The 15,855-nt window shown below is 61.9% G+C and carries 13 protein-coding genes and 2 pseudogenes; 12 read left to right on the top strand and 3 right to left on the bottom strand.

Annotation, left to right across the window (positions count from 1 at the left end):
- Positions 1 to 252: 252 nt before the first annotated feature.
- The 4 genes from JQ631_RS12510 to JQ631_RS12525 all read left to right on the top strand — a co-directional run bounded on the left by JQ631_RS12510 (position 253) and on the right by JQ631_RS12525 (position 7,719).
- Positions 253 to 3,597 (top strand): phage tail tape measure protein, encoded by a 3,345-nt coding sequence (locus JQ631_RS12510; protein WP_212326548.1) that lies wholly within the window; start codon positions 253 to 255, stop codon positions 3,595 to 3,597.
- Positions 3,598 to 4,583: 986 nt separating this feature from the next.
- Positions 4,584 to 5,771, top strand: a complete 1,188-nt coding sequence (locus JQ631_RS12515; RefSeq protein WP_212326549.1) for a site-specific integrase — start codon at positions 4,584 to 4,586, stop codon at positions 5,769 to 5,771.
- Positions 5,772 to 6,025: 254 nt separating this feature from the next.
- Positions 6,026 to 6,943, top strand: a complete 918-nt coding sequence (locus JQ631_RS12520; RefSeq protein WP_212326551.1) for a hypothetical protein — start codon at positions 6,026 to 6,028, stop codon at positions 6,941 to 6,943.
- 461 nt (positions 6,944 to 7,404) lie between these two features.
- A complete protein-coding gene (locus JQ631_RS12525; RefSeq protein WP_212326553.1) occupies positions 7,405 to 7,719 on the top strand; it encodes a hypothetical protein in 315 nt (104 codons plus the stop codon).
- A gap of 52 nt (positions 7,720 to 7,771) precedes the next feature.
- Here JQ631_RS12525 and JQ631_RS12530 read toward each other — a convergent pair whose 3' ends face one another.
- Positions 7,772 to 8,278 (bottom strand): hypothetical protein, encoded by a 507-nt coding sequence (locus JQ631_RS12530; protein ID WP_212326555.1) that lies wholly within the window; start codon positions 8,276 to 8,278, stop codon positions 7,772 to 7,774.
- A 59-nt stretch (positions 8,279 to 8,337) separates the two neighbouring features.
- Here JQ631_RS12530 and JQ631_RS12535 point away from each other — a divergent pair, with 59 nt between their 5' ends.
- The 8 genes and pseudogenes from JQ631_RS12535 (at position 8,338) to JQ631_RS12570 (ending at position 11,578) form a co-directional block, all read left to right on the top strand.
- Positions 8,338 to 8,613, top strand: coding sequence for a hypothetical protein (locus tag JQ631_RS12535; protein WP_212326557.1), 276 nt, complete (start codon positions 8,338 to 8,340; stop codon positions 8,611 to 8,613).
- A 51-nt stretch (positions 8,614 to 8,664) separates the two neighbouring features.
- The gene (locus JQ631_RS12540) at positions 8,665 to 8,829 is read left to right on the top strand and encodes a hypothetical protein (RefSeq protein WP_212326559.1); all 165 of its coding nucleotides are present in this window, start codon (positions 8,665 to 8,667) and stop codon (positions 8,827 to 8,829) included.
- A 201-nt stretch (positions 8,830 to 9,030) separates the two neighbouring features.
- Entirely contained in the window at positions 9,031 to 9,435 is a 405-nt protein-coding gene (locus tag JQ631_RS12545; protein ID WP_212326561.1) for a hypothetical protein, read from the top strand.
- Between the two features lie 30 nt (positions 9,436 to 9,465).
- Positions 9,466 to 9,915, top strand: a pseudogene (locus tag JQ631_RS12550) (hypothetical protein).
- Positions 9,916 to 10,638: pseudogene (locus tag JQ631_RS12555) on the top strand (SOS response-associated peptidase).
- Positions 10,639 to 10,763: 125 nt separating this feature from the next.
- Positions 10,764 to 11,033: a hypothetical protein gene (locus JQ631_RS12560; RefSeq protein WP_212326563.1), complete on the top strand. Its 270-nt coding sequence runs from the start codon at positions 10,764 to 10,766 to the stop codon at positions 11,031 to 11,033.
- A gap of 102 nt (positions 11,034 to 11,135) precedes the next feature.
- Positions 11,136 to 11,372: a hypothetical protein gene (locus JQ631_RS12565; protein ID WP_212326565.1), complete on the top strand. Its 237-nt coding sequence runs from the start codon at positions 11,136 to 11,138 to the stop codon at positions 11,370 to 11,372.
- Entirely contained in the window at positions 11,369 to 11,578 is a 210-nt protein-coding gene (locus JQ631_RS12570; protein WP_212326567.1) for a hypothetical protein, read from the top strand. The genes JQ631_RS12565 and JQ631_RS12570 overlap by 4 nt, the downstream gene beginning before the upstream one ends.
- Positions 11,579 to 11,632: 54 nt before the next feature.
- Here the strand turns inward: JQ631_RS12570 and JQ631_RS12575 are convergent, their stop codons facing one another.
- Positions 11,633 to 13,840 carry a PAS domain S-box protein gene (locus tag JQ631_RS12575; protein WP_212326570.1) on the bottom strand — a complete coding sequence of 736 codons (2,208 nt, stop codon included), beginning with the start codon at positions 13,838 to 13,840 and terminating at the stop codon, positions 11,633 to 11,635.
- 250 nt (positions 13,841 to 14,090) lie between these two features.
- Complete coding sequence (locus JQ631_RS12580) at positions 14,091 to 15,704, bottom strand: sensor histidine kinase (RefSeq protein WP_212326572.1); 1,614 nt, start codon at positions 15,702 to 15,704, stop codon at positions 14,091 to 14,093.
- Positions 15,705 to 15,855: the final 151 nt, after the last annotated feature.

Consider the following 15,855-nt stretch of genomic DNA (forward strand, 5'->3'; position numbering starts at 1 on the left):
GTGAAGGCGAAACTTTTTGGGCATATGGCCCCGGCATTGGCTCAGAGGCTCCGTCCAAAAACGTCCAAAAGCCGATTTACCCGACCCTCGGATGTACCCCACTCCGTTCGGGAGGTTCACGCATCCGCATGACCCCCACCCCCGAAATAATCGGGCGTCACCATTTTCGGCGCCGTATGAGCGCATTTTCCAAAAGACGATTTACCTCGCCACCGCCTCCGCGCGCTCGACGCGCCAACAACAAGAGAAACCATGTCAGAGATCATCAGCGTCCACGCATCCTTGACCGCGACCGACAGCGCGAGCCCGGTCATTGCCGGACTTCTCCGGAACGTTCGCAAGCTGGAGGCCGCAGTCAAGTCCATCAACGGCATCTCAGCATCCAAGCTGTTTCCCGAGAGTGTCTCAGCCGGCCTCCAGAAGATCACCGACGACGCTCGCAAGGCCGCGTCGAGCTACCGCACAGAATGGAAGTCGGCCTATGCAGACAGCCTGCGTGACGCGCGGGCGTTCCACCGTGAACTGGACCGCCTCGACCGGCAGACCTTCAATCGGTGGCAGGCTGAGCAACGCGCCGTTGGTCGTGGCGCCAGCTCCGGCAGCCGCGGCGCACTCCCCCGCGGCATTTCGCCAACCACCGCGCTCATCTCCGGGGGCATCACCATCTCCGGCGTCGCATCCGCCTTCAAGCGACGGATGGAGGCCGACGTTGCCGAGACCAAGGCGCAAATCTTCGGCGGGCTGTCGCAGGCTGAGGTGAAGCGGCTGCGTGGCGACTGGTCCGATCAGGTCGCGATCAAGTTCGGCGAGTCCGCTGCCGCGGTGCTGGACAGCTTCACCGAGGCGCTTAAGCAAGGCTTCGACGCATCGGCCGCAAAGAAGGTCACAGAGAACGCCTTGGAAGCGTCGTCCGCGCTGGAAATGAACATCGGTGAGCTGATGAAGCTGGCAGGTAAGACCGCGACCAGCCTGTACGGTAATGTCCGCAACGCCGATCCCGCCCGCGTGGCCCGGATGATGACCTCTGTTGCCGTTGCCGCTGCCGCGACTGCCGCAGACCCGAACGAAGTGGTTGAGGCGAACAAGCGCGCCCTGTCCGCCTTGAGCACGACGAAGATGAAGGAAACCGATCTGAGCGCCTTCACGTCGGTGGGCATCTCGGCAGGCCTCCAGCCGAACAAGGCCGGTACGTTCCTCGGTTACTTGACCTCCGAATTTGCAAACGCTGGCAACGCTCACGGCCAGCGCGGGAAAGATCTGGACCAGGCTGCGCGGATGATCGGGTACGGCGGCCGGGCGCAGATGGCTCAGCGGATGGCTGCTGCCCCGACTGAGTTCATGCTCGATATGTTTTCGAAGATGCGGAACATGAGCGAGCAGACCCGGGCCAAATTCGCGAACCTCGCAGGCATGCGGGAGTGGCGCGACGAACTGGTACAGATGGCCAAGGCCTCCGATCAAATCCGGGAGACGTTGAAGGAAATCGACCAGAAGAGCGACGCGGTGTCCGCGTTCTCCCGCACCAAGCTCAACTCGCTTCAGAAGCGCTGGGACCGCATCAAGGCGACGTTCGGTCTCGCCTGGGAAAAGTTCGGAAGCGGATTCGAGCAAAGCTTCATCGAGGTGTCGGATTGGTTCGATAAGCACACCAGCATCGTCACCTCCGGCAACATCGGGGAGAAGTCGAGAGAGTTTGTCGAAAGGCTGAAGAAAACCTTTGGCGTCACCAACATGGGCGACGCGCTCGACAAGATCGCTGAGAAGCTTTCGTCCATCGACGTGGACAAGATCATCGGCTTTGCGTCGGGCTTCGCGAGCGGGCTCAAGTCGGTCTCCGATACCGTCATCACCCTGCTGAAGGGGGTCGCCACCGTGATGGGCAAGGATGGCAGCGCTGAAGTCCTGGGTAAGCTGGCCGGCCAGATCGTCGGATTTTCCGGCGCACTCGGATTGCTCGCCCCAGTCATCGGCGTACTCGGCGTTTTCGAGACAATCATCCGCCGCATGGCCGGCCTGCTCACTGGCCGTGCGTTGCTCGGTGCTGCCAGCGCCAACCCAGTTGGCACCGCTGCTGCCCTCGCGTGGCTCCTCGCGGAGAACAACGACACCGGCTTGTCGGATGCTTCAAAAAAGCGGCCGGGCGAGACGACTAGCCAATGGCGAGAACGTCAACGCCAGCACAAGAAAGACCTGTATCAGAAGCAGTCCGGCGAGGGCTTCAACCCCGCGGACGTTCACCCGATGAGCTTCATCGGGAACAAGCTGGACAATCTGGGTGGAAAGATCGAACGCGCCTCGTTCATGAGCACTGACTTCAGCTCCCGCGGTCGCACCTACAGCGGCGGCGCGCTGAGCAGTGGCAGCACCGCGATCGGCGCCAACATGAACCGGATCGTCAGCGGAGTCGGCACTCCCGATGCTCTGTGGAAGAACGTAACGCCGGGCGGCGTCCTTCCGAACTTCGGTGTTGGCTCTGGCGGCATCATCAAGCGCAGCAACATCCCGTCATTCAATGGCGGAGGCGGCAGCGTTGACGACATGAGCCGGTCGGCCTTCGATAAGAAGTTCGCTGGTACTCCACTCGCAGGCAAGTACGATCAGATCGTGTCCGCGGCCAGAGCCAACGGCATCCCTCCCGCTTTGCTGGCTGGTGTGATCGCGCACGAAACCGGCAACGGTCATGTGCTGTCGGGAAACAACGTGGCGGGCCTGATGGACCCGGCAACCGGCATGGCGAAGAAGATGCAGTTCGCCAGTCTCGATGCAGGCATCAGCCGGGCGGGCCAAGTAGTCGCAAAGAACTACCGTCTGGCCGGTGGCAACCTCGATAAGATGGGGGAGCGCTATGCACCGGTCGGCGCCGCGAATGATCCACGTAGACTGAACGGCGGCTGGCCCGCGGGCGTGCGCAAGCAGATGAATGCGCTATCCGGCGGTGGATCAGCAGGCAGCGGCGATGCCGTTGCGTGGGCTGAAAAGTACAAGGGCATGAACGAGTACACCGACAACAGAGTGTTGGCGGCAGCCCTTGGCGGTGACGTGCGCGGCAAGTCGAATGCTTGGTGTGCTCGCTTCGTTAACAAGGCATTGGAAGCGGCCGGAGGCAACGGCACGAGCAGCGCGGTGGCGAACAGCTTCCAGAAATGGGGCTCCGCGATCAGCCCGCCCGACGTCAAGCGCAATGACGTTCTGCTTCAGACGCACGGCCTTGGGTACAATCAGCCCGGTGGCCATGTAGGCCTCGCGACCGGCGAGACCCGCATGAGCAACGGCCGGCTGCAAATCAAGATGCTGGCCGGCAACGATGGCGACTCAGTGCGCGAGCACTGGATCGACGCAGACAAGAACCTGATGGTTCGTCGCGGCAATCCCATCGGTCAGGTCCCGTCGCCCGTTGACGCGGTCAGGAACGTTCCGGCTGCGCCGCAGTCTGGTGTCCCAATGAGGGGCGGCTTTGGCGGCGGTGCCGGCGGTAACGTCGCGATCCACATCAACGGCAATAGCCACGATCCGGAAGCACTCGCGACGCTGGTGCAGCGCCGCGTGGACGAGCAGATGAACTGGCGGGTTCACGACAGCGAGTCAGAGTACACGTAAGCATTAGCCGGCCTTCGCGGGCCGGCTTCTCGTTTGCTCGACTGCAAAAATGCAAGAGCCTTGAAAGCAAACGCGGACCTCTTCACATTCGTGTCGTATCGAAAGCGAGACCTGGTGTTTCCATCCTATCGGCTTCGACCGCAACACAGTCAGTCGGCAAAAGTGGAACAATGCCTCAAAGTGGTAAGAGAACTCTCAAGCCAGCAAACGATGACTTACGCAACATTTCGCCGACGTCGCCGCTTCGGCTTGAGGTCGCTGCAAGGTTGGCGTTTCCCGATGGGTCAATGACGATACGCGGGCTGCGCCGACAGATTGCCCGTGGCCGCCTCGCCTACGAGGTCATCGCCGGAAAACACTACACGACGTTGGCTGATATCGACGAAATGAGAAAGCGGTGTCGCGTCCCGGCAAAAGTCCGCGCGCCCCCTGGGTCATGCGTGACGGTGAGAGGCATGACGGTGGCAGGCTTGTCTCCTCGGGAGGTGTTGCTGGCGAGACTCGAGCGAAGCCTCAAAACCAAACCGAAGAGTTCGTCGCCGAAATCTGACGCGAAAGCATGATCCTGACGTCGAGCCTCATCGACATGCAGGCGCTCCACTCGCAGCGGGACCTGATGGTCCCGCGCGATCATCTTCGTTGAGCCCCACTCATCCGAGCACTAGACCCCCGCTCGCTAAACGCCCTCGGACACTCCAGCTGGGGGCGTTTTTGCTTCGTTCGCGTGGACTGCCGCGCAGGTGCACCCGCATAGTCCAGTACCCATCCCCATGTTGGCTGACCGCAATGAACATCCACTCCGATGTCGGTATCATCACCGCGACTACTCCTCTACGGCTGGATGTGGCCGCGCGACTCGCTTTTCCCGATGGGTCGATGTCAGTATCGGCGTTGAGGAGACTCGTGGTCTCAGGCAAGATCACCCATGAGTTTTTTGCCGGAAAATACTTCGTCACATTGAATGCAATTGAGGAGTTTCGCTCATCATGCCGCGTCGTAGCAAAGGCCCCCGACTCGAGCTTCAAACCGGAGAAGGCCGTACCCCTAAGTGGATCATCCGAGACGGGGCAAAAAATATCAGCACTCGATGCGATGAACGCGACCGCGAACAGGCTGAGGCGAAGCTTGCAGAGTACATCCTCGCCAAGCACGACCCGGCCAAGGCAATCCGGTCAGGTAGTCCCAATGAGGTCATGATAGCCGACATCCTCGCCGTAGAGATGACCCGAATTGCTGCGAAGCCGCACCTGGACGAACACAGGAAGAAGGAACTGATCGCGGTCTGCCAGAACATGGGCAATTGGTTCGGCCATAGGGTCGTCGGCGATCTGAACGGCGAGCTACAGGAACGCTATGCGGTTCAGCGGACGCGCCACGTCATCAGGATGGTTGACGGTGTCAGGGCCAATGTGGACACCGGCGAACATGCACCCGTTGCGGCCTATCGTGACCTGAAGTTTCTTGCCGCCGCCATCAACCGGTACTTCAAGCACAAGGTTGGCGGCGTCGTCACCCAGTTCAGCCCGGTCCTGCCCGACGCTCCCGAGTCCCGTATCCGGTGGCTGACCCGATCCGAGGCTGCCAAGCTGCTCTGGGCAGCGTGGCGGGGACGGAAGGAAACAAAGCTGCCGGGGAGCAAGGGACGCCACACCTCGCGGCACATCGCCCGGTACATCCTGGTCGGCCTCTACACCGGCTCCCGCAATGGCGACATCTGCGGGGCCGCGACCATTCCGACGATCGGACGCGGCTACGTTGACCTGGAGAAGGGTATCTTCAGGCGGAAGCCCGACGACAAGAAAGAGACCTCCAAGCGGCAGCCCACGGTCCCCATCCCGCCCCGGCTACTGGCCCATATGCGGCGTTGGCAGCGGCTCGGCATTTCCCAGCGCGCCGTCATTGAGTTCAACGGCAAGCCCGTCGTGACGATCCGGGAGGGCTGGGAGAGCGTGGTGGAGCGCGCCGGTCTGGCGACCGAGGACAAGCAACAGAAGGTCCTCCGCCATACCCTGCGCCACACAGCTATCACATGGTACCTGGACCAGGGCGTGGATATCGAGAAGGTCAGCCTCTATTGCGGTGTGTCCGTGGCGACCATCCGAAAAACCTATCGCCACGTCATGCCCGGAACCTTCGATGATCTGCTCAATGCTGCTCATAAGATCGGGCGTTGAACGTCGGACGTAGGCATCCGCGGCAACCTCCATTCCATCGGCGACACTCTGTGTCGAGCCCCCGTCAGCGCCATCTGACGCGGGCCGTCTTTCGGGTCGGGATAGCTGCCGGTCCTGCTGAACGACCTGGGCGCAGCCCTCGACGCAATTCGGCGCCCTCACAAGACCTGCTGTTGCGAGCACGAAACCCTCGCCACACTTGCGCGTTGCAGGTGCAGCTGCAAATGTAAGTCCCACGGCAAGCGGGGCATCTGGTGGATTATCATTTGGAGCGCGGGCTACGGCTGCACACTCGGCCGAAGCACAAGAATTTGTACAGCTGGGCGATCAATGAGATCGACGACAAGGGGAATAGGGTCGGCGAAGATCAGATCCCCTGGCCCTGGTCTCTATACTTCATTGCCACCTCCGCCGCGTTTGCTGACAGCATCGACCTCAAGACCAGGCACGGCTCGCAAGACGCTACTCTCTCCATCCCTGAAGTAACGGAGCGTCAGGTCATCTCGGTGCAACTGCGCCCGCGAGATGATCATTGGATGTATCGAACTAAGTACTCGATGTTTGGCACGGATCGGGTCATCAAGTCCTTCGAACTAGCGATTGAACCGTTCGCCAATCAGTCAGATCAGGAAAACTGCACGAGCTGGGGTTCGGTGTCGTACACATCGGAGGTCGATTTCAGAAGCTCGACGTCCGACGACTGTGTGGTTTTCTATCTGTCGGTCAAGCCCGATACGTTCGCTCGCTACGCCGCAAAAGTCGCAGCCGGAGCGGTTGATGAGATCACCTTCCGCATTGGATCTGTGGCCGGTTTCTATGCGGAGTGGAGCCCTAGCATCTCGACCAACAGCGTGAAGGTTCTCACGAGAGGCGATGAACAGCGAGTCCAGCTGCCGCAAGGCGTGGAGTTCGAGCCGCCGCGGCTCGGCGAGGTTGGAGCAGCCGCGCTGTACATCAATCGCCGCCTGGAGTTCGCAAAGCGGGAGGCGGACACGGACGATGATCAGGAGCCGGCCCTCCCCGGTACAGTGCTGCTGGCGCCCGAGACGAAGGTTGCCGTCGCCGCGCCCGACCCGCAGACACTGAGGGCGCTGAAATCGCTGAAGCGTGCCGCATGGTTCATCGCCAGCGTCCTGACGCTGATCTTCCTGGCCCTGGTGCTGAAGGTCTGAGAGCGGCGCCCCAGCCCTTCCCCGGACTCATCCGGATGTTGCAACTGGGCGACAATTTTCGGTTTCGTGCAATTCCACGCTGAAATCAGCTCAAATAGTGAGCTTCCGCGTGTTCATAGGTCGCAAAGCGCCTACCTTGTGCGTTGCGCAGACTCGTCACCCGGGTGTTTTATGAAGGCAGTGGTGCTCACGCTGATTCGTAGTCAAGCGTGAGTATCACAGAGGGGCAGGAAGCCGGCCCATTGGCACGGGATATAACCCGGCCCCTGACACCTCTGGAGCTGCACCCGCAGGTGACGGTTCGATCCGCACGATTGGACCGTCACCACCGGGGTGAACCGAATCAAGCGTAGTCCGAAGCCACCGTTTGTAAAGGGCCGAGGGGCAACACCCCTTGGTCATTCTCTCAGCGCGGAGCGCTCGCTACACTCTGGCCGTGTGCGGCGACCCTGGGGGATCAAATGAAGCGCGTCCTGTGCGTCCTTGCGATGTTGTTGTGTGGCTCTCAGGGGCGAGCTGGCCCGCTCACGACCCCTGAAGGAACGGATGCGTTCTATGGCCTGGGGTGGTCGGCTGCAGCGGACAAGCTGTGCGGCGTGAATACCTACAGGATCGTCCTGATCGCGGCCAAGGCCAAAGGGCTCACCGATCAGGAGATCGTCGACAACGCATGGCACATTGCAGAGGCTGCGGTCCTGGCTACCCAGGACGCCCTGCACATCGGACGGGACCGATGGTGTGCCAACTACCGCCGCGGCTTCCTGACGGGTAGGTGATCTGGGGAAGCGCGAAGCGCTCGCTACACTCTCCGCGCAGGCGGGGCCGCAATTAGAACTTCGGCTGGTCCTTGCTCGCCTTTGCGGCGCTCGCTGCTTTGGCTTGGTCCTTCAACGTGGGGCTGGATAGTTGCAAGCCACAGCTGTTCCCTTGCGGGTCACAAAATAGGTCCAGGGCCGATCCGTTCGGGAGCGCCCAGCTTGCCGTGAAGACCTTCTTCTTCACCGGCTGTTGGCCGTACTGTTCAGAGACGTTCGCCACAACCTGCTCAAAGGAGGCGTCCCGCCGGTACCAGTTAAAATCGACGTCTGTCACCGGACTATTCGGGAGATTTTGGGCTACGAAAAACCGGATGTCTCCCATGTTGCCGTTGCACGTCAAAGTGCCGTCGCTTTGAGGCGGCTCGCACGTCATCTGTTTCTGCTGCACCATCTCCTTGGCGAGCGCGACCGGCACGCCCGGCGAGAAGCCGAATAGATCCGTCTTGGACTGAGCGAGCACCGCAGTCGTCGTCGAGACCGCAAGTGCGATCGAGATGGTCAGGGTTAGTCGAAGCATCTTTCCTCCCAGCAGCACAGCCGCGCAGCTGTCTTACCAGCGCGAAACGCTCGCCGGCCATGGATTTCTTTCTGGTTGCGCACAGCGCTCGCTACCCACGGTCACCATGGTACGATGGTCTCGGCTTTACCGAGGGCACGACCATGGCCGAGAGCGCTGCCGAGATGGCCAGACTGATGAAGGTGACCGAGGCGATCGTTGCCGAGTTGGAGCGGCAGGGCGTGGCCGAGGCGCTGTCCAATCTGGGGTTCGACCCGATGGCCATGGCCAAGGTGGTGATCCGGGCGGCTGACGGCGACGTCATCCCCCTCTTCCGGGGGCCCAGGGGTCGCTGAGGGCTTCCCTCTTGCCGCCGAATAGCGAAACTGAGCTGTCGAGGCTCTCCGATGTCGGCGGGTACTCAGGCGCCCGAGGTGGGCGCGGAGGTAATCGACATGTTAACGATCAAGATTGGCAAGTACGAGGTCAAGGTCAGCGGCGCGATCGGGGCGGTGTGCTTCATGATGGCCGGGTTCCTGATCTACGCCGCCCGCATCCAAGGCGCCCTGTAGCTCAATCGACATCAGAACCGGCAGCGCCGCCACGAGCGCGGCGTTGACTGGTCTGATTTACCCGATTCACGATGGCGCAGAACCGGTTCGGGACGTCAGATTCAAGACGAACAAGGCCGGTTCGACACGCATGCCCTCTCTCAACCAGAATCTTTTTCGCGGACTATCGACTCTTATGTTCTTGTTATGTTCTATAATACTATGAGTGACCGACCCGCGAGCTGGCGTATGCCCACACCGAAGCACATGGCTAAGATAGCCGGCTCCGCCGGCAGAAATGCGCCCTTGAAGCCGGGCTTGGCTCCAGACGCGGACCTGCCGCCGGAATATTGGCAGGCCGTTCTAGACGACCCTCGCGCCAATGTAGCCGACCTGGACTCCCGGGCGGCCATCGGCGCGCAGCGGCTGAACCAAGTTGCTGGCCACCTTCTGAGGGTGAGGTGCCGACGCTGCGGCAGAACCGTCGAAATTCAGAAGGTCGATGCGGTGCGCCTCTACGGGCCCGAGGCGCTGTGGAAAAAGGTTGGGCAGCGCCTACTGGACAACACCTGCACGCAGCGGACCGGGCGCCATGAGGAAGACGGCTGCTGGCCCGCATTCGAGTAGACGCCAGCGCAGCGGAGACTAGATGCTGCCATGGCACCGAAGCATCACCCGACGCCCCTGTCCGGCGGGGATCGGTAGGCGCTCACCAAGGAGCTGGGCCGCGCCCGCGCCATGACCACGATCCTTGCCGCACAGTCGGCTGAGACCCGCACCAAAGGCGAGACGTTGATCCGACAGGCCGACCGGCTTTTGTGCGAAAGCTGGAACGAGCGCATGTGGGCCGACGGTGGTCCGATCGACCCGTCGCCGACCGTCGACCAGGCGGTCAACGGCGGCTACGCCTGGCTCGAGATTGAATGCTCTCGATGCAAGGCAAAACGTGAGGTCGACATGGCTGCGCTGCGCCATCCGCCCACGACTGCCGTCCATGATCTCGCGAGTAGGCTCCGATGCAGCAAGTGCGCCAAGGCCGGTCGCCGGCCGTCGGCGACGCTGCTACAGCTATCGCAGCGAGCCCGCCATCCTGATCCGGAAGCATGAATGTGTAATCTGTACTCGATCACCACCAACCAAGCCGCCATCAGCGCGTTGTTTCGCGTCGTCAATCGGTATGTCGGCAACCTCGCGCCGATGCCTGGCGTGTTTCCCGATTACAAGGCGCCGATCGTCCGGACCGGCACTGACGGCCGCGAGCTCGTCACTGCGAGGTGGGGCATGCCTTCGTCGGCGCAGGCTCTCCTGGTAGCGACCAAGAAGCGCGCAGCGAAGTTGGAAGCCAAGGGCAAACCCGTAGACCTCAAGCACCTGCTCCGGATGGAGCCCGACGGCGGTACGACCAACATCCGCAATGTGAGGAGCAAACACTGGACGAGGTGGCTGGGTCCGGAGCACCGCTGCGTGGTGCCGTTCAACTCGTTCAGCGAGTTCAACAAGGCCGAGGGCGGCGACATCTGGTTCGCGCTCGACGACAGCCGTCCGCTCGCATGCTTCGCCGGCATCTGAGCGAACTGGACTTCGGTCCGGAAGGTCAAGGAAGGCGAGACCACCAACGACCTCTTCGCGTTCCTGACGACGGAGGCCAACGCCGAAGTCTTTGCCATCCACCCCAAGGCGATGCCTGTGATCCTGACGACGCCCGACGAGGTCGAGACCTGGATGACCGCGCCGGCCGACGAAGCGCTGCGGCTGCAGCGGCCGCTTCCGGACGGGGCGCTGCGGATCGTCGCCCGCGGCGTGAAGGAAGACCCTTCGCCGGCGATGTAACATTCTCCACAGGCCGCGGAACACGTGGACAAGCCCGAGCCCTGCCGTTCGGGAATCCCTGACCCGTGCTAACCGCCCGGAACGATCAGGAGGGCGGAAGATTCGTCCCGGCAGGAGCGATCTCGATGCTGATGACGAAGGAACGACGGCCGGCGATACGTACGCTGCGCGGGTGGGCCATCCACGTGCTGCAGGAGGCTGGCGCCATCCAGGAATGCGAAGAGCACGGTTGGGCCAAGGACCGGACCGACCCTCACGCCAACGAGCGCGCTATGGAGCTTGCCCGACAGGATCCTCCGATCGGCGTCCCTGCTGGCGAGGCCATCGCGGCACTTCGTGACGTCCTCGACTCTATCGGCGATACCTGTCCGGAGTGTCCGCCGTTTCCCGAATAGCGGCGGCAGGTGTCGACCCGAGGAACTTTGTTCCGTCCTGCCGGTTCCATTTCCGGATCCTTGCGATTTTGGGCAAACGTCCTGTCTGGGAAGGAGAGCGCGATGCACCATAGGCGTCGTTTCAAACAATCGATTTCATTGAAAGACCGGCTCGCCTCGTTCGCAAGAGAGGCAAACGAAAAGGCATCCAAGCTGCCGCCCGGCCCCGAGCGCGAAAGCCTTCTCAAAAAGGCGCGGCAAGCCGAAACCGCGGCCCGTGTGGACGAATGGGCCACGGATTGCGGTCAACCTGCACCGCTCGAGATTTCATCGGTTCTGGAGCGGCGAGGTCAGCCATGACGCAGCTCGATGACCGCACCATGGCCAACCTCGACGTCGTGCTGGAGGAGGTGTGCCGCTCGCTGCCGCATGGCGGCGATCACGAACTGAGAAAAACTATCGCGGAAAAGCTTCTCGACAGTGCGCTGAAAGGTAACAAAACTATCGGCGGGCTGACCGAAATCGCCCGGGCCGCTCTCGCTGAGTTGACGAAAAAGTCAGCCTAGCCGCCATCGTCCGCATTCCCGCCGCCGGCACGACCGCATGCGGCCATGCCGGCATCATTCCTTGGCTGCATCCAGGACGTCGCGGACCTTCGCGGCCAGCTCGTTGAAGCTGAACGGCTTGACGATCAACTGTACCCCTTTGTCCAGTCGGCCGTGATGGATGATGGCGTTGCGGGCGTAACCAGTCGTGAACAGCACCTTCAAAGTAGGACGAAGCGCGGTCGCCTGTGCCGCCACCTGGGCGCCCGTGAGGCCGCCGGGCAACACGACATCCGTGAAAAGCAGGTCTACGCGAGGTTGACGTTCAAGCAGCCTCAGCGCGGAGGGACCGTCGTGAGCCTCAAGAACGCGATAGCCGAGCTCCCGCAGGCTGTCGACAGAGTAGGATCTCACGTCGTCGTCGTCCTCCAGAACGAGAATGGTCTCCTCCTGAGCGGCCTCGGGATTGGGAAGACCGTCGGTCTCTTCCTTGCCGCCTCCCACGACGGCGAGCCGCGGCAAATAAAGCTTCACCGTCGTGCCTTGTCCGATCTCCGAGTAGATCTTGACGTGACCGCCGGACTGCTTGACGAAACCGTAGACCTGACTGAGACCGAGCCCCGTTCCCTTGCCCACCGCCTTCGTCGTGAAGAACGGCTCGAATGCCTGAGCGATGGTCTTGGCGTCCATCCCGACGCCGGTGTCGGTCACCGAGACGGCGACGTACTGCCCCGGGACCACTTCCGAATGCGAGGCGACGTAGGCCTCATCGATGTGCGCGTTGCTGGTCTCGATCGTCAACCGCCCGCCGTTTGACATCGCGTCGCGTGCATTGACGGCGAGGTTGACGATCGCCGCCTCCAGCTCGGCAGGGTCGGCCTCCACACGCCACAGGCCCGCCCCTAGGACGGTTTCGACGGATATCGTTTCTCCCAGGGTGCGGTGGATCATGTCGGACAGACCATTGACCAACATATTGATGTCGAGCGGCTTGGGATCGAGAGGTTGCCGACGAGAGAAGGCCAGAAGCCGCTGCGTCAGGGAAGCGGCGCGCTGCGCGCCGTTCATCGCATGTTTTGCGGCCCGTTGAAGTCGGCCCGATTCCTGCGGCAAATTGCGCTGAAGGGTGTCGAGATTGCCTATGATGACCTGCAGCAGATTGTTGAAGTCGTGTGCGACGCCACCGGTCAATTGACCGACCGCTTCCATTTTCTGAGCTTGTCGGAGCGCCTCTTCGTTCTTCCGCAACTGTTCAGTTCGCTCCGTCACCTGCTGTTCCAACGTGGAATTCAGTTGGACGAGCGCTTCCTGCGCCTTCTTGCGCTCATCGATTTCGCGCTGCATGGCCTGGGACAAACGGACGTTGTCGATCGCCACCGCGGCCTCGGCGGCCAATCCCGATAGGCCGCGCTCCGAGCGCTCGTTGAACATTCCCGTTTTCGCGTGTCCGAAGAACAGGCCACCGAGAACCTCTCCCGTGCGCGACGCGACGGGCACCGCTAGATAGCTCCTGACGGGCAGGTGGCCGTCGGGCATGCCGCGGCGCGGCGAATTTTTGCCGTAGCGTGGATCCTTGGTGATGTCGTCGGAGCGGACGATGCTCGCCCCGCTGAACGTGGGTGCGAACACTTCGGTATTTCGGGGCATCGGGAATTTGGAGAACGCCTCGATCGGAGCCCCCGACAGAGTGTAGAGCATGTAGCTCTCGCCCGCGTTGTCGATCACGTTGTAGAAGAAGGCCCCGAATTCGGCTCCCGAAAGCTCGACGCCCGCGTCGGTCACGATCTGCACAAGCTTGGCCAGATCGGTCTCCTGTGCCAGACTCGAACCCGCGCGATTGAGCACCTCGAGCGCATGGCGTTCCTCGCGGATGATTTCTTCGGCGTCCCGCTGCGCCGTCCGGTCCCTCAGGATCTTAACGAAGCCGACGATGTCCGAACCGTCGCGGATGGGGCTCAATTCTCCTACGGCCCAGAGCCGAGTCCCGTCCTTCCGATAACGCCAGCCCTCTTCGCCTCCGCCCTTGCCGGTCGAGACCGCATCCTTGATTTCGCGGCGGAGCTGGGCCTCCTGATCCTCTTCTACGAAAATGCGGCTAAGCGACCTTCCCAGCATGTCGGAAGCCGACCAGCCAAGAATGTTCGAGGCGCCCGTATTCCAGCTCGTCACCCGTCCCTGAACGTCCGTCGTGATGATGGCTGTATCTGTGGCGCCGTTTACGATCTGGCGCCATTGCCCGGAAACGATTTCCGCCAACGGATCTGCCTGGCTGTGCTTCGTCATGAATTCCCTAGTCTCGGTCGAAAGCCGCAACATGCGGTGCCAGCCGACTTGATTCCCTAGTGTTTACAGCGAAGAAGGCCCCTGGGCCTGACCGACACGAAGCACTTGCTGGCAGGTTCCAGCGGCCCGCACGGCGAATCTTGGTGCGAAGCTGCCACCGGGAGGACGCGCCCGTCTATGATCAACAAGTCCAAGCGCTGTCGGTTGCTGTTCGTTCCCGGGACAAGCTCCTGTCCGGACCGACCGGCAGTCAGAGCGCAACCACGACGCTGCAGCGCACGCCGGCCACGTCGTATTGGAGCTTCATGCTTCCGCCGAGGTCGCGTGAAAGCAGGACCTCCAGCAATCGAGTGCCGAATCCCTGCTGGGTTGGAGGGGCCACGGGCGGCCCGCCGTCTTCTTTCCAGTCGATGCGAAGCTTTCCATCCCGGACCGACCACGCCAAATTCACCGACCCGCCCGAGCACGACAGAGCGCCGTACTTCGTCGCGTTCGTGGCGAGCTCATGTAGCGCCAGCGACAAGGCAAGTGTGTGCCTCGATGAAAGCTCGACGGATTCTCCGGAAACCTGTACTTGGGTTGGCGTAAAGGCCTCAAGGGCGCGCGCTACGACATCGGTCATGTTGGCGCCCTTCCAGGAACGGGACGTCAGAAGGTCGTGAGCTTGCGCCATCGAATGGATGCGCCGTTCCACGGCCTCCCTCGCCGAGGGAAGATCGCGCGCCGTCCGCAGGGTCTGTGTGGTGATCGCCTGGACCGTCGCCAAAGTATTTTTGACGCGGTGGTTCAGTTCGTCCAGAAGAAGCCGCTGCTGTTCCTCTGCCTGTTTCCTCTGCGTCAGATCCCTGCTTGCGCCGGCGATTGCCGTCGGCTTTCGGTCGGAGCCTTCGCCTTCGAATTCGACGAGACCCCACGCACTCAGCCATCGCCAGCTTCCGTCGAACTGCTTGACCCGATACTCGACGTCGTAGCGGCCATCGCTCTCAAGATCGAGCGCCTTCGCAACCCGCGCCCACATGAGCTCCAGGTCGTCGGGATGAAATTTGGATTTCACTCCCTCGTCGTCATGGAGAAAACGCGCTTCGGACAGCCCGTAGAGGCGCTGCGCGTTCTCGTCGTAGACGCAGATGTTGTCGGCAAGCGTATAGCGCCATGTTCCCATGTCGGAGGCCGTCATCGCGAAGTCGAAGACGCGCTTCTGCCGCGCCAGCTCGTCCCGCAGTCGCTGAACTTCAGGATCTTGTGGTACAGCTCTCAACCCATCGATGAGGATGGCCGCCCCATTCGCACCGTGCTGACGCGGGGCCCGTGGCAAGCTTGGCACCGTCAAGTCATGACGTTCCATCACCTCCAATTGCGCGCTGTTTCGAAGTTCTTCCGTGCAGTAGCTGCAAAGGCAGATCATGCGCCGCCCGCGCACGGCGCTCTGCACAAGCGTCTCATAGGTCAGAAAGTCGGGCCATTGATGCTCTCGCACCCACGCGCAATTGCCGTTGGTTCTCAGGCCGTCATAGCCGAGCGCGAGCGCATCCTGTTCGCGCTGCAGAAGGCCGTTGACGAGTTCTTGGGGCTGTATCTTCTGTCCGGCCGCGTACCACTCGTCGCCATCGACGATTTCGATTTGGCCGGTACGCTCCCGACCGTCGAGGTCCGGCACCGCGGCACGCAGCGACGAGCGGGCCCGCTCCGCGTCGAAGGCCTCGCCGGTTACCCAAAGGCACCGCTCGTTGTTCTCGAGACCGGCCTTGAAATAGGGAATGAGAAGATCGTGCAGCTCGTCGCCCGATGCGAAAAAATGCGCCAGATGACTGCCCCATTGAAGCTGGGGGGCGGCGGGCAAGCCGGATGGGGACCAGGACTCCATGTGACATGCCTACGGCAGTGAAGTGGGGAACTCAACAACGGCTCTTAGTCGCATACCTCGGCTGCATTGGCAGTCGCCGGTAAGGAGCGCCAGCCGCTACGCGGCCAGGCGCTCCGACCGACCCCTGATGTTCGTCCAACAGACGCTGTTC

It is taken from the genome of Bradyrhizobium manausense (genome assembly GCF_018131105.1).
GTDB lineage: Bacteria > Pseudomonadota > Alphaproteobacteria > Rhizobiales > Xanthobacteraceae > Bradyrhizobium > Bradyrhizobium manausense_B.